This is a genomic window from Chelatococcus albus, from assembly GCF_030067675.1.
In the GTDB taxonomy this organism is placed as follows: Bacteria; Pseudomonadota; Alphaproteobacteria; order Rhizobiales; family Beijerinckiaceae; genus Chelatococcus_A; species Chelatococcus_A albus.
On the sequence record NZ_JASJEV010000010.1, the window covers coordinates 76,099 to 94,482 of the forward strand.

Here is an 18,384-nt window from a genome sequence, read left to right on the forward strand (position 1 = left end):
CGGTCAACGCGCTGCGCGCGACGATCCGCCGCGAATTGGCGCGGGATGACGCGCTCGTCGCTCTGAACCGAGGCGGGGCGCGGAAGCGCAATCGCTTGCCGCGATCGGCGCGCGACGCTGGCCGGCGACCACATTGGCCCGGCAGCGCGATGCCCATGCCGTGGGCATGGACAATTCGGCGGCCGGCCGGTAATCGGACGGAATGTTCCGCCGCCTCTACGCTTGGACCATGTCGCTCGCAGAAAGCCCGCGAGCCCCCTGGGCGCTGGGTGCGGTGTCCTTTTCCGAGAGTTCCTTCTTCCCGGTTCCGCCGGATGTCATCCTCGTGCCGATGGCGCTCGCGCGGCCGGACAGGGCGTGGTTCTACGCCGCCCTGTGCACCGTCACCTCGGTCGTCGGCGGGCTCGTCGGCTACGGCATCGGCGCGCTCCTGTTCGACTCGCTCGGCCAGTGGCTGATCGCGCTCTACGGCTATGGCGATGGCGTCGCTGCCTTCCGCAAGGCCTATGCCGACTACGGCCACTGGATCATCCTGCTCAAGGGCCTGACGCCGATCCCCTACAAGCTTGTCACCATCGCCTCGGGCTTTGCCGGCTACGACCTGCTCTGGTTCACGCTCTTGTCAGTGGTCACGCGCGGGCTGCGCTTCTATCTCGTCGCCGGGCTCATGAACCGCTTTGGAGATCCGCTGAAGCGGCTGATCGATCGCCATCTCAATCTGGTGGCGGGACTGACGCTGCTCCTGCTGGTTGGCGGGTTCGTGGCGGCCAAGTATCTTTTCTGAGGGTGAAGGGGCCGATGCAGGCAGTCGCCCGTTTTCTCGCCGTTCCACGCCGCGTCGCGCTCGCCGTGTTCGCGGCGGCCGCCGCCACCATCGCCGGCGCCTATTTCTTCGAGTACGTGCTGCGCCTGCCGCCGTGCGATCTCTGCCTGATGCAGCGCGTCCCCTACTATGCGGCCATGCCGCTCGCGGTGCTGCTGGCGCTTCTGCCGGCGCGTCCTCCCGCTCTGCGGGTCGCGGGCTATGGCCTCGGCCTCGTCGCCGCGATATTCCTCGTCGGCGCGGCTCTCGCCGGCTATCACGCCGGAGTGGAATGGGCGCTCTGGCAGGGGCCGGGGGGCTGCACCGGGGCGATTGCCGCGCCCGCCGGCATGGGCGATTTCCTGAAGAGCCTAGAGACGGTGCGCGTCGTGCGCTGCGACCAGGCCGCCTGGCGCTTCCTCGGCCTGTCGCTCGCCGGCTGGAACGTGCTGATCTCGCTCGCTATCGCAGCCGTCGCCGGCCTCGGCGCCCGCGCCGCGCTTACGCGCGGCTGAGAACCCCAGCAATATCTTCGGGGCCGGATGGGCGCCCCATTGCCGCAGTGCTCCTTGTCCGCAGGGCGTTCGTGACGACCGTCGTCGCTTCGCGTGAGGCTGTCCTGCGAGGGGGGGGCGGCGAGTGCCCTAGGGTTCGAGCTCGGTGTCCCAGTAGAGATAGTCGAGCCAGCTGTCGTGCAGGTAGTTCGGCGGAAAGAGCCGGCCGTTCTGGTGCAGGTCGCCGATGGTGGGTTGAAAGGGCTCTTGGCTCGGCCACATCCCGACGTCCTCGGGCAGGCGGTCCCCCTTGAGGAGATTGCAGGGGGAGCAGGCGGTGACGACGTTGTCCCAGGTCGTCTGGCCACCTTTGGAGCGCGGGATCAGGTGATCGAAGGTCAGATCCTCGCGGGCGCCGCAATACTGGCAGGTGAACCGGTCGCGCAGGAAGACGTTGAAACGGGTGAAGGCCGGTTGTCGTGTGGGCTTCACATAGGTCTTGAGCGAGACGACGGAGGGTAACCGCATCTCGAAGCTCGGACTTCGCACCGTCCGCTCATATTCGGAAACGATGTTCACCCGCTCGAGGAAAACCGCCTTGATGGCATCCTGCCAGCCCCAGAGGGACAGCGGGTAATAGCTCAACGGACGATAGTCGGCGTTGAGAACAAGGGCCGGACAGGCTTCCGGCGCGACCGGATGTGGGACGTGAATCGTCACCCCACCGCCTCCGCGAGCGAATCTGCTCGTGGGATTAGTCTACAGAGGCTGTGACACCGTTGTGAAGGTGCCAGTGCGGCAGGCAGCGACAAACAACCGCGCCCTCCCGCAGGAGGGCGGCTGAATGTCGCGCCGTCGGCGGGGGCGGTTGGGGCTCAGCGCGTGGGAACCGGCTTGTCGCCGCGGTAATCATAGAAGCCGCGCTTCGTCTTGCGGCCGAGCCAGCCGGCTTCGACATATTTCACGAGCAGCGGGCAGGGCCGGTATTTCGAATCGGCGAGGCCTTCGTAGAGCACCTGCATGATCGACAGACACGTGTCGAGGCCGATGAAATCCGCAAGCTGCAGCGGCCCCATCGGATGGTTGGCGCCGAGCCGCATGGCGGTGTCGATGGATTCCACCGAGCCCACGCCCTCATAAAGCGTGTAGATCGCCTCGTTGATCATCGGCAGCAGGATGCGGTTGACGATGAAGGCCGGGAAATCCTCGGCGAGGGTCGCCGTCTTGCCGAGCTTGGCGATGAAGGTCTTGGTGGCCTCGTAGGTCGGGTCCTCGGTGGCGATGCCGCGGATGATCTCCACGAGCTGCATCAGCGGCACCGGATTCATGAAATGCACGCCGATGAAGCGCTCGGGCCGGTCCGTCGCGGCGGCGAGGCGCGTGATCGAGATCGACGAGGTGTTGGTGCCGAGCATTGCCTCGGGCTTCAGCACCGGACACAGGGCGGTGAAGATCTTGCGCTTCACCTCTTCGTTCTCGGTGGCGGCCTCGATGACGAAGTCGCAGTCAGCGAGCGCCTCGAGCGTGGTCGCCGGCACGATGCGCGCGAGCGCCTCCTTGCGTGCCTCCTCGCTGACCAGCCCCTTCGACACCTGGCGGGCGATATTGCCGTTGATGGTGGCGAGGCCGGCGTGAATGCGCTCCTCGCTCAGGTCGTTCAGGGCAACGTCGTAGCCCGCGAGCGCGCAGACATGGGCGATGCCGTTGCCCATCTGGCCGGCACCGATGACGCCTACCTTGCGAATCGTATCCGACATGAAAGTCCGTCCGGTGGACAAGGAAGCAGCGGCGGCCGCATCGGGCGGCCGCCGCTGCCGGGCTCAGCGCCCGATCTTGGCGAGTTCCTGCTCGAGCTCGGGCAGGGCGGTGAAGAGATCGGCGACGAGGCCGTAGTCGGCGACCTGGAAGATGGGTGCCTCCTCGTCCTTGTTGATGGCGACGATGACCTTCGAGTCCTTCATGCCGGCGAGGTGCTGGATGGCACCGGAGATGCCCACCGCGATGTAGAGCTCGGGTGCCACCACCTTGCCCGTCTGGCCGACCTGCCAGTCGTTCGGCGCATAGCCGGCATCGACGGCCGCGCGCGATGCGCCCATGGCCGCGCCGAGCTTGTCGGCCACCGGCTCGATCACCTTGGCGAAATTCTCCGCCGAGCCGAGCGCCCGGCCGCCGGAGATGATGATCTTGGCCGAGGTGAGCTCCGGCCGGTCGGACTTCGACAGTTCCTCGCCCTTGAATGCCGACAGGCCCGGATCGGCGACAGCGGCCACCGCCTCGATCGGCGCCACTGCCGTGCCCGGCCCGGTGGCAGGGAAGGAGGCGCCGCGCACGGTGATGATCTTCTTGGCGTCCGTCACCTGCACGGTCTGGATGGCATTGCCGGCGTAGATCGGCCGCTCGAAGGTGTCGGGCGCCACGACCTTCGTGATGTCGGACACCTGCATCACGTCGAGGAGGGCGGCCACGCGCGGCATGACATTCTTGCCCGTCGTCGTCGCCGGCGCGACGAGCGCGTCGTAGTCGTCGGCGAGCGACACGAGGAGGGCCGCGAGCGGCTCGGCGAGGCGATGCTCGTAGGCGGGCGCGTCCGCGAGGAGCACCTTGGCGACGCCTTCGAGCTTGGCGACCGCCTCGGCGACGCCCTGGCAGCCCGCACCGGCAACGAGGACGTGAACGGGCGCGCCGAGGGCGCGCGCCGCGGTCAGGGCCTTGGCGGTGGCGTCGTTGAGCGACTTGTTGTCGTGCTTGGCGAGAAGCAGCGTCGTCATGATCAGAGAACTCCCGCCTCGTTCTTCAGCTTGCCCACGAGCTCGGCCACCGAGGCCACCTTGACGCCGGCCTGGCGCGCCGGCGGCTCGGCCGTCTTCAGGACCTTGAGGCGCGGCGTGACGTCGACGCCGAGCGCCTCGGGCGTCGTCTCGTCGAGGGGCTTCTTCTTGGCCTTCATGATGTTGGGCAGCGAGGCGTAGCGCGGCTCGTTCAGGCGCAGATCCGTCGTGATGATGGCCGGCAGCTTCAGCGACAGGGTCTGCAGGCCGCCATCGATCTCGCGCGTCACCTCCACACTGCCATCGCCGATCACCACCTTCGAGGCGAAGGTGCCCTGGCCCCAGCCGAGGAGGGCGGCGAGCATCTGGCCGGTCTGGTTCGCATCGTCGTCGATCGCCTGCTTGCCGAGGACGACGAGGCCGGGCTGCTCCTGCTCGACGAGCTTCTTGAGGATCTTGGCGACGGCGAGCGGCTCCACCGGCGCATCGGTCTTCACCAGGATGCCGCGGTCGGCGCCCATGGCGAGGCCGGTGCGGATGGTCTCGGCCGCCTGCGCCGTGCCGATCGACACCACCACGATCTCACTGGCCTTGCCGGCCTCCTTCTGGCGGATGGCCTCCTCGACGGCGATCTCGTCGAAGGGGTTCATCGACATCTTCACATTGGCGAGCTCGACGCCGGAACCGTCCGCCTTCACGCGGACCTTCACATTAAAGTCGACCACCCGCTTCACGGGCACCAGGATCTTCATCGAAAAGTCCCTTTAGGCGAGGGCAAGCGGTCCTGCCGGACCGACCTCGAGGATGCGATGAGCAGAGGGATCTCGCGCGCGGTTGACGATCGGCGCGCTCCCGAGCGCGAGGACCGTAGCGAGCGGCTTCTGGCCTTGTCAACGCTGCGAAAGTTCATTCTCCTCCGGTGAGAGAAGGCCCGTCCGCGGCTCCGAGCAGGGGCTGGTCCGGTCGCCTGAGGACGAGCACCAGGACGGCCCCCGCGGCGAAGCCGCCGAGATGCGCGACCCAGCCGACCGAGTCGTCGAAGCCGCTCCACATCTGCGCGATCTGGAACAGGAGCCAGAAGCCGATGGCCCAGTAGGCGCGCAGGCGCAGCGGGATGCGCGCGAAGAACAGCCCCCACAGCCGCACGCGCGGATGCAGGATGAGATAGGCCGCCACGACGCCTGACACCGCGCCCGAAGCGCCGACCAGCGGACGCACGGAATCGGGCGAGGCGTACGCATGTGCGAACCCGCCAGCCACCCCGCAGGCCAGGAAGAAGAGGACGAAGCGCAAATGCCCCATCGCATCCTCGACATTGTCGCCGAAGACCCAGAGGAACAGCATGTTGCCGGCAAGATGCAGAAGGGAGAGATGCACGAACAGGCTGGTGACGAGCGTCAGGGGCTCCGGCACGATCGGCAGCCCCTCGGGTAGCGAGGCGCTGCCGAACAGAGAGGCCGGGATGACGCCGAGGCCGGCCACGAGCCAGGTCTCGCCGACCGGCAGGAGGTCGAGCCAGGTGGCAAGGTAGACGGCGCCGCACAGGCCGATGAGCGCATAGGTCGCATAGGGCGCCTTGAGGTTGCGCATCGGCACGCCGTCGTGGATCGGCACGAACATGGCTCAGCCTCTCGCGCGCGCCGGGCTCACCGGTTCTGCCCCGGCACCCACAATATGTCACCCGCTCCCTTGTCGTTCACGTGCCGTGACGCGACGAAGAAGAAGTCCGACAGGCGGTTGAGGAACTTGACGGCGGCGGGCGAGACGGTCTCGCCCGGCTTGTCGGCGAGCGCCGTGACCACGCGCTCCGCGCGCCGGCAGACCGTGCGGGCGAGATGGAGAGCCGCGGCGGCGGGCGTGCCGCCGGGCAGCACGAAGGACTTCAGCGGCGCGAGATCGGCGTTGAGCGCGTCGATCTCCCGCTCCAGGCGCTCGACCTGCGCATCGACGACGCGCAGGGCCTCGCGCCTCGCCGGCTCTTCGCGCGCAGGCGTGGCGAGGTCGGCGCCGAGGTCGAAGAGATCGTTCTGGATGCGCGCCAGCATGGCGTCCACGGCCGCGTCGCCGCTGGTGTGCAGCCGCGCCAGGCCGACGCAGGCGTTCACTTCGTCCACCGTGCCGTAGGCCTCGATGCGAAGATCGTGCTTCGGCCGCCGCTCGCCCGTGGCCAGGGTCGTCGTGCCCTTGTCGCCCGTGCGCGTGTAGATGCGGTTCAGGCGAACCATGCGGGCCTCTTGGGGGTCAGAATCGGTAGCCCACCTTGGCCCCGATATTGGTCAGCCCGCGATTTTGGTCGCAAATGCCGGCGTTGGAAAGGTGCTCCACCGTCGCCATCACGCTCCAGTTTGCCGTGAGGCGCCAGCCGATGGCGGCCGACTCGCGGAAGGTCGGCGAGCAGCCCATGGCGTTGTGGTCGGCCGGCACCACCGGGCCGTCCTTGCCGTTGTGCACGGCGCCGCCGAGGCTCGCCTCGACGAAGAACTCCTGCGTCAGGTCGAACGTCCAGGTGAAGCCGGCATAGGCATGGCTCGTCTTGCCGGCCGTGTTGAGCGCGCCGCCGATGTGGAGGCGCGGGATGAGCAGATCGAGCGTGGGCGTGCTCGCCGTGAAGGGCTTGGCGAAGAGAATCTCGCCGGTGATATCGGCAGACCCCTTCTCCGGGCTCCAGGGATCGTGCGCGTTGACGCCGAAGCGCAGCTCCGACAGGAAGCTCGGTGCCGTGACCGTCGGCGGTGGCGCCGAGGGTGCCCGCGGCCGGGCGAGGTCGGCGGCACCCGCCGGGCCAGCCGCAAACGCGCAAAACACCAGTGTCGCGAGAATCGTCGCAGAAGAACGCATGGGGGCTTGCCTCGCCGTATGACTCGGCTTTGTAGCACGGCAGCATGGGGCGCAAAGCACCAGACCCCCCTCGCGGGCATTTCGCGCCTGCAGCGTTGCGCCGGGGCAACGCTTCATCCTTCCGGCAGCCGTAGTCCCGCGCCGAAACGGTGCGATTCCCGGGTGATTTCGAGGAAATACAAGAAGTCGACAGGCCGGCGCAATGAACGCCCGCCGGTCGCTCACGGGCTCAGAAGGCCCGCCACCAGACCACGAACATGATGACGAGGATGGCGAGGAACTGCAGCAGCACGCGCAGGCGCATGAGCTGCTGCGAGCGGTGGGCGCTGCCGCCGCGCATCATGTTGACGAGGCCGAGGAGGAGCACGATCGCCACCGCGGCGACGGCGATCGGGACGAGCGAGTTCATGGCGAGGTTCATGCCGCTCAGATAGCCCGGCGCGCAGCTTCATGAAACCGCTGCGCGCTGCGGCGAAGGGCTGCGGCATTCAATTACGCCGCAGCAGCCGCTCCAGATAGTCGAGCTCCTCCTGCGGACGCATCGGCTCGCCGAGCCGGCGGCGCAGCTCCTCGAGGATGCGGCGAGCCCTGACCGAGGCCGATTCCTCGGCGGTCGGCACCTTGACGCGCCCATCCGACCAATCGCGGCTGCGGGTTGGGCGCCCCAGCGGATCCTCGTCGCGCGGACCGCCGCGACCGCGGTCGGTGGCCCGGCCAGGCCGGCCGTCGATGCCGTCGGCCTGCTCCGTGCCGTCGCCGTCGCCAAGCATCTGCTGGGCGAGCCCCTGGGCGCCGCGTCTGAGCCCGTCGAGCGCGCGTCCCTGAGCGTCCACCGCATCGCCGGGGTTGCCCTGGCCGAGCTGGCCCTCGGCGTCACGCATGGCCTGCTCCGCATCGTCGAGGCCCGGATCGCCCTCAAGGCCCAAGCCCTTCATGCGGCGCTTCAGTTCTTCCAGCCGCTCGCGCAAGGCCTGCTGGCGTTGCGAGAGGCCCCGGGCGGGATCCTGTCCGTCGTCACCCATCTCGCCCTGCTCGGCCTGGCTCTGGTCGCCGCCGTCCTGCCGGCTGCCGCGCTGCCGCTGACCGCGTGGGCGCTCGCCGGGCTGGCCCTGGTCGGCACGCTGGCGGTTGCGGTTGAGGCGCCGGCTCATGGACTCCTCGCCCTCGCGGAATGTATCGTCGCGCAGGGTCTGCTGGTCGCGGATCATCCGGTCGAGTTCCTCGAGCGACCGGTTCATTTCGCGCGCCATCGGGTCGCCGGGGCGGCCGGGGCGCGCCGTCTGGAGGTTCTCCAGGATGTTGCGCAGCTCCTCGAGCAGCCGCTGGGCGTCGGCCGTCGCGCCGAGCCGCGCCAGATCCTCGAGCCGGTCGAGCATGTTCTTGAGATCGTTCGGCGTGATCGTCCGCATCGGCACGTCGGCGCGCGCGTCGGGGGGCCGGTCGCGGTTCTCGCGCATCTGCCGTTCGGCGAACTCGCGCAGGAAATTGTCGAGCGCCCGGCGCAGGTCCTGGGTGAGCTTGCGGATCTCGTCCTCGCTCGCGCCGCGCTCCAGCGCCTGACGCAGCGCTTCCTGGGCGGCACGCAGCTCGCGCTCGGATTCGCTCAGGTCGCCGTCCTCGATCTGCACGGCCATCGTCCACAGGAGTTCGGCGACGTCGATGAGGTCGGCGTCCGTCTTCGCCTTGGCGAGGCGCGAGGAGGCGAGGATCAGGCCGAGATAGATGCCGAGCTCCGGCGTGAAGCGATCGGGCGCCACCATCAGGGCGTCGAGGGCGGCAAGCACGGGCCGCGTCTCGTCGGGGGCGAGGATGAGCCGGCGCCGCTGCTCGACGAGCGCCTTGGCGAGGGGTTTGGTGAAGGGGCGCTGCGGCAGGGTGAAGGTCACGGTGTCGCTGCGGCCTTCCTGGCCGGCCTCGTCACGCGCGACGAGCGCGAGCCGCACGCGCGCCCCTGCCCAGGGATGGGCGGACAGGTCGCTCGTGGTGTGCGTATCCTCGTCGGCGGCCGGATCGGCTGGCAGGGTCAGGGGAATGCGCGGCGGCGGCACGAGCGAGCGCCGGCCGGCCCGCTGGTCGGACTCGATCTGCGCCTCGGCCGAAGCGATGCCGTAGTCGTCCTTCATGCGATAGGCGAGGGTCAGCGAGCCGCGCGCATTGACCTGTGGCTCCCCGGACAGGCGCACCTCCGGCGGCCTGTCGGGGATCGCCTCGATGACGAGATCCGGCAGGGGGGCCGCGTTGGAGCGCAGGATCAGGCGGGCATCGCCTTCCACGGCGAAGCGACTTTCCGTCAGGTCCGGCTTGGCTGCCGCAGCGGGAGGGAAGGCGCGCAATCCGGAGCTCGGCACGGGCGTCACGTCGGCCTTGCCGGAGGCGCGCACGACGAGCGTGCTCCTCACAGGCGCGCGCACGCGGATCGTCTGGCCGTGAGACGCACCGAGATCGATGAGCTGCGGGGGCAGGCGCGTGTACAGGGGCGGATCGATCCAACCGTCGATGCGGAAGGCGGGCCCCTGCGCCGTCCCGTCGCGCCAGTCGAAGGCGGAGAGGAGGCGCGGCCCCATTTCCGGTCCGGCGACGAAGGCGCTGCCGACGAGCGCCACGATGGCGAAAGCGCGCAGGGCGCGGCGGTCGTGCATCGCCATGCCCGGGCGCGGCGGCGCCACGTGCAGCGCGTCGATGGCCGCTCGCGTGCGCCGCCGGTGCAGCTCCCACAGCGCCTGCGTACCGGAATCGTCCCGACCAAGGGCGAGCGTGTCATCCAGCGTGCTCGCCGGGCGATGGGCGACGCCGGAATCGCGATCGAGGCGTGCGAGGGCATCGCGGCGAGCGGGCCGCGCGAGGCGCAGGAGCGGGATGAGGGACGCGAGCAGCGCGACCCCGAAGAACAGCACGCCGCCTTCGCGCCAGCCGGGCGGCGTCGCGAGCCACAGGCCGAACCACGAGGCGGCGACGAACAGGACGAGGATGCCGAGTGGCGGCCACAGCGCCCTCCACAGGGCCTCCCACAGGAGGGCGAGCCGGGCGCGACGGACAAGGCGCGCAAGGCGCAACCTGGTGCGATCGGCCGACCGCACAAGGCTGTCGCTCGGCCTCGGCGCGTTGCTCATGCCGGATCTCCCTGCGCCCCGCCGGGCGCTGTCCAGCCCCTCGCCCAGGAGGGTAGCACGGCGCGCGCGCATGGCCATCCTCCAGCGCGGCGCCGCGTCATGTTAGGCCGACGAATGCGGCATCGGTGCGATCACCATCAAGCGAGCGGCGTGTTCAGCCGAGCCAGGGAGGCAGGCGATCGAGGCCGATGAGATCGTCGTAGGTCGGGCGCGGCCGGACGACGGCGTGGTCCGCCCCGCGCACCATCACCTCGGGCACGAGGAGGCGGGTGTTGTAGGTCGACGCCTGCACGGCGCCGTAGGCCCCAGCCGTCATGACGGCGAGGAGGTCGCCGGGCTTCACGTCCGTGAGGTCGCGGCCGAGCGCGAGATAGTCGCCCGTCTCGCACACCGGGCCGACCACGTCCGCGACGAGGCGCGGCGCATCGACCGCCGCCTGCACCACGGGCTTGATGTCGTGATGGGCGTCGTAGAGGGTCGGGCGGATCAGGTCGTTCATTGCCGCGTCGACGATGACGAAGGTCTTGCCCTCGCCCTCCTTCACGTAGATCACGCGGGTGACGAGGATGCCGGCGTTGCCGGCCATGAGCCGCCCCGGCTCGAAGACGAGCTTCAGGCCGAGCCCCGCGGCATGTCGCTTGATGATGGCGGCATAGGCCTGCGGATCCGGCGGCGGCTCGTTGTCTTCGCGGTAGGGCACGCCGAGGCCGCCGCCCACGTCGATGTGATGCAGGCGGTGGCCGTCCGCCATCAGGTCGCGGGCGAGCTCGGAAAGAAGGGCCGTCGCGTTGTCGAAGGGCGAGAGGTCGATGATCTGGCTGCCGATGTGCATGTCGACGCCGGTCACCGCGATGCCCGGCAGGCGCGCGGCGCGGGCATAGACCTCCCGGGCGCGCGAGATCGGGATGCCGAACTTGTTGTCGAACTTGCCGGTCGAGATCTTGGCGTGGGTCTTGGCGTCCACGTCCGGATTGACCCGAATCGAGATGGGCGCCGGCCGGCCCATGCTGGCGGCGACCTCGGAGAGCGCTTCGAGCTCCGGCTCCGATTCGACGTTGAAGCACAGGATGCCCTCGCTGAGGGCATAGGCCATCTCGGCCCGCGTCTTGCCGACGCCCGAGAAGACGATGCGTTCGGCCGGCACGCCGGCCGAGCGGGCGCGCCTGAGCTCGCCCTCGGACACGGTGTCCATGCCGGCGCCGAGGCGCGCCAGCGTCGCGAGCACCGCCTGGTTGGAATTCGCCTTGAGCGCGTAGCAGACGAGCGACGGCACGTCCGCAAAGGCTTCCGAGAAGACACGGAAGTGCCGCTCCAGCGTCGCCGTCGAGTAGCAGTAGAACGGCGTGCCGACCGTCTCGGCAATGCTGCGAAGATCGACATCTTCGGCGTGCATGACGCCGCCGCGATAGGCGAAGTGGTGCATGGGTCTGGCCGCCGGATCTGCGCCGGAAGGGAAGGTCAGAGAAGCGGATCGAGGATGAAGGGCTCGTTCGGCACGCTCGTCGCGCGCGGCTGCTTCTTCGGCGTGCCGATGGGCGAGGGGGTCATGCTGCCGCCCCCCGGCTCCGCCTTCTCCTCCTTGGGGGCGGACGGGTCCGGCGGCGGTTCGAGCGGGCCACGACGGCCGCAGGCGGCGACGAGGAGCGACAGGCCGGCTGCGACGAGCGCGAGGCGGACGTAAGGCGGGAGGGATCGAGGCACCGGCGGGATCTCCGAAGTCGGGCGCACTATAGCGAAAGGATCGGACCGCGCGAGCCCCGTGATGGGGCTCCGCGCCGCAGCGTCGGGCTCAGGAGCCGGCGGGCTTGGCCTTGCGCCCCTTCTCCAGCTTCTTCAGCCAGCGTCGCGCCTCGCGACGCACGTTGGCAGGTGCCGTGCCGCCGTAGCTCGTGCGGCTTCTCACCGAACGTTCGACGCCCAGCACGCCGAATACGTCCTCGGTGATCCGGGGCTCGACGTCCTGCATGTCGGTAAGGGGCAGCTTCTCCAGGTCGACGCCGCGCTCTGCCGCCAGGGCAACGAGCCGGCCGGTGACATGATGGGCGTCACGGAAGGGCATGCCGATGACGCGCACCAGCCAGTCGGCGAGGTCGGTCGCCGTGGCGTAGCCGATGCCGGCGGCGCGCTTCATGCGCTTCAGGTCGGGCTGCATGTCGCGCACCATGCCGGTCACCGCGGCGAGGCACAGGGAGAGCGACTGCAGGGCGTCGAAGGTTCCTTCCTTGTCCTCCTGCATGTCCTTGGAATAGGCGAGCGGCAGGCCCTTCATGACGACGAGCAGCGCCTGCAGGGCGCCGAGCACGCGCCCGGCCTTGCCGCGCGTGAGCTCCGCCGCGTCGGGGTTGCGCTTCTGCGGCATGATGGACGAGCCGGTTGTGAACTTGTCCGACAGGGCCACGAAGCCGAATTGGGGCGTCGTCCACAGCACGATTTCTTCGGCGAAGCGCGACAGGTGAACGGCGCAGATGGCCGCGGCGGAGAGGGTCTCCAGGGCGAAGTCGCGGTCTGACACCGAATCGAGGGAGTTCGCCGTCGGCCGGTCGAAGCCGAGGAGTCGGGCCGTCATGAAGCGGTCGATGGGGAAGGAGGTGCCGGCGAGCGCCGCGGCGCCGAGCGGGCATTCATTGAGCCGCTTGCGCGCGTCGGCGAGGCGGCCGCGATCGCGGCCGAGCATCTCGACATAGGCGAGCAGGTGATGGCCGAAGGTCACGGGCTGGGCCGACTGCAGATGCGTGAAGCCCGGCATGACGGCCCCGGCAAAGGCAAGCGCCTTCTCCGCCAGCGCCCGCTGCAGATCGGCCATCTGCTCGTCGAGCGTGTCGATCGTGTCGCGCACCCACAGCTTCATGTCGGTGGCGACCTGGTCGTTGCGCGAGCGTGCCGTGTGCAGCCGCCCAGCGGCGGGGCCGACGATGTCCTTCAGCCGCGATTCCACGTTCATGTGGATGTCTTCGAGCGCCCGCGAGAACGTGAAGTCGCCCGCCTCGATTTCGGCGCGGACGGCCGCGAGACCCTTCGCGATCGCGTCGGCATCGGCCGTGGCGACGATCCCCGTCTCGGCGAGCATGGCGACATGCGCCAACGAGCCGCGGATGTCCTGGCCGGCAAGACGCTTGTCGAAATCGATGGAGGCGTTGATCTCCTCCATGATCGCATCGGGACCGCTGGCGAAGCGGCCCCCCCACATCCGGTTGCTCATCGTTCCTCACCGTTCCTGGGTGCCATGACCGACACGACCAAAAGCTCGCGCCGCCCTCTCGTCCTTGCCGCCATCGCCGGTCTGGCGGTGATCGGAGCTGCCGCAGCCCTATACGGGACGCGACCGTCCGGCGGCAACGGCGAGAACGCACAATGCCGCGCAGCCGCGCCGGTCGTTGAGCGCATGGCGCCGCTCGCCAGGGGCGAGGTCGCGGCCGTGCAGGTGGCGAAGGAGCCGCGAGCGCTGCCGGCTCTCGCCTTCACCGGCCCCGACGGCAAGCCGAGGACGCTCGCCGATTTCAAGGGCAAGACGGTCCTGCTCAACCTGTGGGCGACCTGGTGCGCACCCTGCCGCAAGGAGATGCCGGCGCTCGATGCCCTGCAGGCGAAGCTCGGCGCGGAGGACTTCGAGGTCGTGGCCGTGAACATCGACACGCGCAATCTCGACCGGCCGAAGAGCTGGCTCGCGGAAGTCGGTGTCAGGAACCTCGCCTATTATTCCGACCCTGAGGCCAAGACGTTCCAGGAGCTGAAGGCCGTCGGCAAGGCCTTTGGCATGCCGACGACGGTGCTCGTCGGCAAGGACGGCTGCGAGCTCGCCCATCTCTCGGGGCCGGCGGAATGGGCCTCGGACGACGCCGTGGCCCTGCTGCGCGCCGCCCTCGGGCGCTGACGGGCGGCGGCTGCCCGCCCGCCCGCGGGGCCGCGTACCTGCATGCGTAACGGGACGTTAGGCAATCCCTCCCTAGGCTCGCCCGTCACGGCTGTTCTTCCGCGCCGGATCGATTGCATGCAGACCGTCATCACGCTCGCGGACCGCGTGCGGCTCTATGATCTCGACGCCTGCGGGCCGGCGATCCGCGCGCTCGAGCCGTTCGTCGCATCGGTCCTGCCGGCGGTCGTCGAGGAATATCTCGCCCGGCACCGGGCGATCCCCACCCTTGGTGAGCTGTTCCGCAGGCACGAGCGGGACATCGTCGCGCTGGAGACGGAGCATGTCGCCGTGCTCTTCGCGGGGGATCTCGGGGAGGATTATCGCGCCAGCGCCGAACGCCTGATGCAGGGGCACAAGCATCTGGGCACGAGCCCTCGCTCGCACATCATGTTCTCCAACCTGCTCGCCGTGCGGACGGGCGCGGCGATCGACCGGAGACTATGGTGGGGGCGGCGCCGCGCGGCCCGTGCGCTCCTGTCGCGCCTGGCAGGATTCGACATCGCGACGATCGCCGCCCTGGAATCGGCCGCGGCCGGCGAGGCGGCGGTGGCGCGGCGCGCCATGATCGAGAGCGCGATCGCCCGTTTCGACGGTTCCGTCTACGGCATCGTCGCGGCCCTGCGCGATGCCGCTTCCACCTTCGCGGTCACGTCCGCCGACCTGCAGGCCGTCGCCGATGCCACGACACGGCGCAACGCGGCGGCGGTGCGCTCCGCCGAGGAAAGCCTCGCCAGCGTCTGGCAGACGGCGACCGGCACCCAGGACCTGAGGCACTCGTTCGAGGGGGTGAGCACGCAGGTCGAGCGCGGCCTCGCCTCCGCCGACACGGCAGCGGCAGCCATCGAGCGCTCGCGCAGCTCGATCGCCATGCTCGCCGAGACCGTCGAGCGCATCGGCTCGGTCGTCGACCTCATCTCGACCGTCGCAGCGCAGACGAACCTGCTCGCGCTCAACGCCACCATCGAGGCGGCCCGGGCAGGCGAGGCCGGCCGCGGCTTTGCGGTGGTGGCGCAGGAAGTCAAGGCGCTCGCCGGCCAGACGAGCCGCGCCACCGGAGAGATCGCCGCGGCGATCGCGGAGATTCAGGGACGCACGCAGCAGACGGTGACCGACATCGCCGAGGTGGCGAGCACCATGCAGGGGATGATGGCTGTCTCCGGCGCCATCCGCCACGCGATCGACGCGCAGGAGGCGGCCACCGCCGAGATGACCGGGAACATCGACGCATCGGCCGACAGCACGCGCCGCTCGGTCGAGGAGATCGTGGCGGCGGGCGAGGCCGTCTCGGCCATGGCCAGCCAGGCGGGCGAGATGGTGGCGGCTTCCGGGCGCCTGTCGCAGACGGCAGCCGACCTCGCAGCCTGCGTGGCCGTGTTCTTCGACGACGTGCGCGCCGCATGACGCCGCGCCGAAGGCGCAGCGGGATGACCCGTCAGCGCCGAAGAAGAAGGGCGCCGTCGCAGCCCCTTCCCGATCGCGAAAGCCGGGCTCAGCCCTTCGCGGGCGCCTTCACGGCGATGCCCTTGTCGGCGAGATGCTGCTGCAGCTCGCCCGACTGGAACATCTCGCGCACGATGTCGCAGCCGCCGACGAACTCGCCCTTGACGTAGAGCTGCGGGATGGTCGGCCAGTTGGTGTAGTCCTTGATGCCCTGACGCACGGCCTCGTTCTCGAGGACATTGATGCCCTTGTAGGGCACGCCGAGGTAATCGAGGATCTGCACGACCTGGCCCGAGAAGCCGCACATGGGAAACTGCGGCGTGCCCTTCATGAAGAGCACCACGTCGTTGGTCTTCACCTCGTTGTCGATAAAGGCGTGAGCGTCAGTCATCTTTCGTTCCTTTGCGGCGCGCCGTTCAAGGGCGGCGGCCTTCCTCAGTTCAATTGTCGGAGGCGAGCGTCGTCAGTGCAAGGGCATGCAGGGTTCCGCCCATGCGCCCCTTGAGCGCGGCATAGACCATCTGGTGCTGCTGCACGCGGCTCTTGCCCTTGAACGACGGTGAAATTACGGTCGCGGCGTAGTGGTCGCCGTCGCCGGCGAGATCGCGGATCTCCACCTTCGCGTCGGGAATATGCGCCTTGATCATCTCCTCGATCTCGCGCGCGTCCATGGCCATGTGCGTCGTCCCCCTGGATCGCCCCGGTCGCGGATCACCCGATCTGGCCGGCCATGTAGCCCGGCAGCCACGATTCGTGGCGCTCCTTCAAACCGTTCAAAGATATGGGCGCCTCGCCGGGCAGGGTCAACGCATCGCCGCCCGTGACACCGAGCCGCGAGACCGCGACACCGGCGGCTTTGCCCTCGGCCAGGATGCGCTCGGCCTCCCGGGCCGGAACGGCGAGCACGTAGCGCGCCTGGTCCTCGCCGAAGAGGAAGGCATGTGCCGGCAGCCCGCCGGGGAGGGCGTCGAGAGCAAGGCCGATGCCGGAGGCCATGGCCATTTCGGCGAGGGCGACGAGCAGGCCGCCGTCGGAGAGATCGTGCACGGTCTTGACCCGCCCGCTGCGGATGAGGCCACGCACGAAGCCGCCGTTCCTCTTCTCCACCGCGAGGTCGACTGGCGGCGGGGCACCTTCCTCGCGGCCACAGATGTCGCGCAGGTAGAGTGACTGGCCGAGCCAGCCCTTGGTCTCGCCGACGAGGAGGAGGACGTCGCCGGCGGCCTTGAAGGCGATGGTGGCATGCAGTGTGACGTCGTCGAGGAGGCCGACGCCGCCGATGGTCGGGGTGGGCAGGATGGAGCGGCCCTGCGTCTCGTTGTAGAGCGACACGTTGCCCGAGACGATGGGGAAGTCGAGCGCCCGGCAGGCCTCGCCGATGCCGCGGATGCAGCCGACGAACTGGCCCATGACCTCGGGCTTCTCCGGATTGCCGAAGTTGAGGTTGTCGGTGACGGCGAGCGGCAGGCCGCCGACCGCGGTGATGTTGCGCCAGGCTTCGGCGACCGCCTGCTTGCCGCCCTCGACGGGGTCGGCCTCGCAATAGCGTGGCGTCACGTCGGTGGTCATGGCGAGGCCCTTGGGCCCGTCCTCGACGCGCACGATGGCCGCGTCGCCGCCCGGCGTCTGCACCGTGTTGCCGAGGATGAGGTGGTCGTACTGCTCCCACACCCAGCGCTTGGAGGCGAGGTCCGGCGAACCGATGAGCGCCGTCAGCGCCTCGCCGTTCGTCATCGGCGCATTGACCGCCTGCGGCGGGATGACCGGCTGCTTCGCGCTTTCGACCCACGGCCGATCATAGACGGGAGCCTCGTCGCCGAGTTCCTTGATGGGCAGGTCGGCCATGACCTCGCCCCTGTGCTTGACGACGAAGCGCAGCGTGTCCGTCGTCTTGCCGACCACCGCGAAGTCGAGCCCCCATTTGCGGAAGATGGCCTCGGCCACGTCGTGCTTGGCCGGATCGAGCACCATGAGCATGCGCTCCTGGCTCTCGGAGAGCATCATCTCGTAGGCGCTCATGCCCTCCTCGCGGCAGGGCACGGCGTCGAGGTCGAGCTCGACGCCGAGGTCGCCCTTGGCACCCATCTCGACGGCCGAGCAGGTGAGGCCCGCCGCGCCCATGTCCTGGATGGCGATGACCGAGCCCGAGGCCATGAGTTCGAGGCAGGCCTCGAGCAGGAGCTTCTCGGCGAAGGGGTCGCCCACCTGCACAGTGGGGCGCTTCTCCTCCGAGTTCGCGTCGAACTCGGCCGAGGCCATGGTGGCGCCGTGGATGCCGTCACGGCCGGTCTTGGAGCCGAGATAGACGATCGGGTTACCGACACCGGTCGCCTTGGCGTAGAAGATCTCGTTCGCCTTGGCGAGCCCCACGGCCATGGCGTTGACGAGGATGTTACCGTCGTAGCGCGTATGGAAGCCGACCGAGCCGCCGACTGTCGGCACGCCGAAGGAATTGCCGTAGCCCCCGATGCCGGCGACGACCCCCGCGACGAGGTGGCGGGTCTTCGGATGATTGGGCGAGCCGAAGCGCAGGGCATTGAGGGCCGCGACGGGGCGCGCACCCATGGTGAAGACGTCGCGCAGGATGCCGCCGACCCCCGTTGCCGCCCCTTGGTGCGGTTCGATGTAGGAGGGGTGGTTGTGGCTCTCCATCTTGAAGACGCAGGCGAGCCCGTCGCCGATGTCGATGACGCCGGCGTTCTCGCCCGGCCCCTGGATGACCCAGGGGGCCGTGGTCGGGAGCGTCTTCAGATGCAGGCGCGAGGACTTGTACGAGCAGTGCTCGTTCCACATGGCCGAGACGATGCCGAGTTCGGTGATCGTGGGCTCCCGGCCGATGAGCGCGACGAAGCGCTCGTATTCGTCAGGCTTCAGCCCGTGCTCGGCGACCAGTTCGGGCGTGATCTTGGGAGCGACCTTGGGCTCGGTCTTCGGCGCTGTCTGGCTCATCGCGGGCTCGGCACGGGCTGACGGGAGACATCTCGAGCCCCGGCCATAGCTGCTTGGGCCCCGCAAGGCA

Annotated in this window: 19 protein-coding genes; 4 read left to right on the plus strand and 15 right to left on the minus strand. The window is 69.3% G+C overall.

Translation table 11 applies throughout. The features are described from left to right. Positions 1-202: 202 nt before the first annotated feature. Positions 203-784 carry a YqaA family protein gene (locus tag QNA08_RS15060; RefSeq protein WP_283741550.1) on the plus strand — a complete coding sequence of 194 codons (582 nt, stop codon included), beginning with the start codon at positions 203-205 and terminating at the stop codon, positions 782-784. Between the two features lie 14 nt (positions 785-798). Then, on the plus strand, positions 799-1,317 hold the full coding sequence (locus tag QNA08_RS15065) for a disulfide bond formation protein B (RefSeq protein WP_283741551.1): 519 nt from the start codon (positions 799-801) through the stop codon (positions 1,315-1,317). A 129-nt stretch (positions 1,318-1,446) separates the two neighbouring features. Here QNA08_RS15065 and QNA08_RS15070 read toward each other — a convergent pair whose 3' ends face one another. The 12 genes from QNA08_RS15070 to argH all read right to left on the minus strand — a co-directional run bounded on the left by QNA08_RS15070 (position 1,447) and on the right by argH (position 13,211). Further along, a complete protein-coding gene (locus QNA08_RS15070; protein ID WP_283741552.1) occupies positions 1,447-2,016 on the minus strand; it encodes an HNH endonuclease in 570 nt (189 codons plus the stop codon). Between the two features lie 155 nt (positions 2,017-2,171). Next, positions 2,172-3,053, minus strand: a complete 882-nt coding sequence (locus tag QNA08_RS15075) for a 3-hydroxybutyryl-CoA dehydrogenase (protein WP_283741553.1) — start codon at positions 3,051-3,053, stop codon at positions 2,172-2,174. A 63-nt stretch (positions 3,054-3,116) separates the two neighbouring features. Further along, the gene (locus tag QNA08_RS15080; protein ID WP_283741554.1) at positions 3,117-4,064 is read right to left on the minus strand and encodes an electron transfer flavoprotein subunit alpha/FixB family protein; all 948 of its coding nucleotides are present in this window, start codon (positions 4,062-4,064) and stop codon (positions 3,117-3,119) included. Positions 4,065-4,066: 2 nt separating this feature from the next. After that, positions 4,067-4,816, minus strand: a complete 750-nt coding sequence (locus QNA08_RS15085; protein WP_283741555.1) for an electron transfer flavoprotein subunit beta/FixA family protein — start codon at positions 4,814-4,816, stop codon at positions 4,067-4,069. Between the two features lie 154 nt (positions 4,817-4,970). Next, positions 4,971-5,684, minus strand: a complete 714-nt coding sequence (locus QNA08_RS15090) for a rhomboid family intramembrane serine protease (protein ID WP_283741556.1) — start codon at positions 5,682-5,684, stop codon at positions 4,971-4,973. Positions 5,685-5,710: 26 nt separating this feature from the next. Continuing rightward, a complete protein-coding gene (locus QNA08_RS15095; protein ID WP_283741557.1) occupies positions 5,711-6,289 on the minus strand; it encodes a cob(I)yrinic acid a,c-diamide adenosyltransferase in 579 nt (192 codons plus the stop codon). A 16-nt stretch (positions 6,290-6,305) separates the two neighbouring features. Further along, the gene (locus tag QNA08_RS15100; protein ID WP_283741558.1) at positions 6,306-6,902 is read right to left on the minus strand and encodes an acyloxyacyl hydrolase; all 597 of its coding nucleotides are present in this window, start codon (positions 6,900-6,902) and stop codon (positions 6,306-6,308) included. Between the two features lie 229 nt (positions 6,903-7,131). Further along, positions 7,132-7,311 (minus strand): twin transmembrane helix small protein, encoded by a 180-nt coding sequence (locus QNA08_RS15105; protein WP_422679926.1) that lies wholly within the window; start codon positions 7,309-7,311, stop codon positions 7,132-7,134. Positions 7,312-7,390: 79 nt separating this feature from the next. Beyond that, a complete protein-coding gene (locus tag QNA08_RS15110) occupies positions 7,391-10,012 on the minus strand; it encodes a TIGR02302 family protein (protein ID WP_283741560.1) in 2,622 nt (873 codons plus the stop codon). A 154-nt stretch (positions 10,013-10,166) separates the two neighbouring features. Beyond that, on the minus strand, positions 10,167-11,435 hold the full coding sequence (gene lysA, locus QNA08_RS15115; RefSeq protein ID WP_283741561.1) for a diaminopimelate decarboxylase: 1,269 nt from the start codon (positions 11,433-11,435) through the stop codon (positions 10,167-10,169). 35 nt (positions 11,436-11,470) lie between these two features. After that, on the minus strand, positions 11,471-11,713 hold the full coding sequence (lptM, locus tag QNA08_RS15120; RefSeq protein WP_283741562.1) for an LPS translocon maturation chaperone LptM: 243 nt from the start codon (positions 11,711-11,713) through the stop codon (positions 11,471-11,473). A gap of 88 nt (positions 11,714-11,801) precedes the next feature. After that, on the minus strand, positions 11,802-13,211 hold the full coding sequence (gene argH, locus QNA08_RS15125; protein ID WP_283741563.1) for an argininosuccinate lyase: 1,410 nt from the start codon (positions 13,209-13,211) through the stop codon (positions 11,802-11,804). A 24-nt stretch (positions 13,212-13,235) separates the two neighbouring features. On the opposite strand from argH, the gene tlpA reads away from it, so the two are divergent. Both tlpA and QNA08_RS15135 read left to right on the plus strand, forming a co-directional pair. Beyond that, positions 13,236-13,883, plus strand: coding sequence for a thiol:disulfide interchange protein TlpA (tlpA, locus tag QNA08_RS15130; RefSeq protein WP_283741564.1), 648 nt, complete (start codon positions 13,236-13,238; stop codon positions 13,881-13,883). Positions 13,884-14,000: 117 nt separating this feature from the next. Then, a complete protein-coding gene (locus QNA08_RS15135) occupies positions 14,001-15,326 on the plus strand; it encodes a methyl-accepting chemotaxis protein (protein ID WP_283741565.1) in 1,326 nt (441 codons plus the stop codon). Positions 15,327-15,414: 88 nt separating this feature from the next. Here the strand turns inward: QNA08_RS15135 and grxD are convergent, their stop codons facing one another. Genes grxD through purL form a run of 3 tightly spaced genes read right to left on the minus strand, consistent with a single transcriptional unit; the run spans position 15,415 to position 18,314 of the window. Beyond that, positions 15,415-15,756, minus strand: coding sequence for a Grx4 family monothiol glutaredoxin (gene grxD, locus QNA08_RS15140; protein ID WP_283741566.1), 342 nt, complete (start codon positions 15,754-15,756; stop codon positions 15,415-15,417). 49 nt (positions 15,757-15,805) lie between these two features. Next, positions 15,806-16,042, minus strand: a complete 237-nt coding sequence (locus QNA08_RS15145; protein WP_283741567.1) for a BolA family protein — start codon at positions 16,040-16,042, stop codon at positions 15,806-15,808. Positions 16,043-16,076: 34 nt separating this feature from the next. Continuing rightward, the gene (gene purL / locus QNA08_RS15150) at positions 16,077-18,314 is read right to left on the minus strand and encodes a phosphoribosylformylglycinamidine synthase subunit PurL (RefSeq protein WP_283741568.1); all 2,238 of its coding nucleotides are present in this window, start codon (positions 18,312-18,314) and stop codon (positions 16,077-16,079) included. Positions 18,315-18,384 lie beyond the last annotated feature (70 nt).

Coding starts and splice junctions, on each gene's coding strand:
- QNA08_RS15060 (WP_283741550.1), top strand. CDS start 203: ATGTTCCGCCGCCTCTACGCTTGGACCATGTCGCTCGCAGAAAGCCCG.
- QNA08_RS15065 (WP_283741551.1), top strand. CDS start 799: ATGCAGGCAGTCGCCCGTTTTCTCGCCGTTCCACGCCGCGTCGCGCTC.
- QNA08_RS15075 (WP_283741553.1), bottom strand. CDS start 3,053: ATGTCGGATACGATTCGCAAGGTAGGCGTCATCGGTGCCGGCCAGATG.
- QNA08_RS15080 (WP_283741554.1), bottom strand. CDS start 4,064: ATGACGACGCTGCTTCTCGCCAAGCACGACAACAAGTCGCTCAACGAC.
- QNA08_RS15085 (WP_283741555.1), bottom strand. CDS start 4,816: ATGAAGATCCTGGTGCCCGTGAAGCGGGTGGTCGACTTTAATGTGAAG.
- QNA08_RS15090 (WP_283741556.1), bottom strand. CDS start 5,684: ATGTTCGTGCCGATCCACGACGGCGTGCCGATGCGCAACCTCAAGGCG.
- QNA08_RS15095 (WP_283741557.1), bottom strand. CDS start 6,289: ATGGTTCGCCTGAACCGCATCTACACGCGCACGGGCGACAAGGGCACG.
- QNA08_RS15100 (WP_283741558.1), bottom strand. CDS start 6,902: ATGCGTTCTTCTGCGACGATTCTCGCGACACTGGTGTTTTGCGCGTTT.
- QNA08_RS15105 (WP_422679926.1), bottom strand. CDS start 7,311: ATGAACTCGCTCGTCCCGATCGCCGTCGCCGCGGTGGCGATCGTGCTC.
- QNA08_RS15110 (WP_283741560.1), bottom strand. CDS start 10,012: ATGAGCAACGCGCCGAGGCCGAGCGACAGCCTTGTGCGGTCGGCCGAT.
- lysA (WP_283741561.1), bottom strand. CDS start 11,435: ATGCACCACTTCGCCTATCGCGGCGGCGTCATGCACGCCGAAGATGTC.
- argH (WP_283741563.1), bottom strand. CDS start 13,211: ATGAGCAACCGGATGTGGGGGGGCCGCTTCGCCAGCGGTCCCGATGCG.
- tlpA (WP_283741564.1), top strand. CDS start 13,236: ATGACCGACACGACCAAAAGCTCGCGCCGCCCTCTCGTCCTTGCCGCC.
- QNA08_RS15135 (WP_283741565.1), top strand. CDS start 14,001: ATGCAGACCGTCATCACGCTCGCGGACCGCGTGCGGCTCTATGATCTC.
- grxD (WP_283741566.1), bottom strand. CDS start 15,756: ATGACTGACGCTCACGCCTTTATCGACAACGAGGTGAAGACCAACGAC.
- QNA08_RS15145 (WP_283741567.1), bottom strand. CDS start 16,042: ATGGCCATGGACGCGCGCGAGATCGAGGAGATGATCAAGGCGCATATT.
- purL (WP_283741568.1), bottom strand. CDS start 18,314: ATGAGCCAGACAGCGCCGAAGACCGAGCCCAAGGTCGCTCCCAAGATC.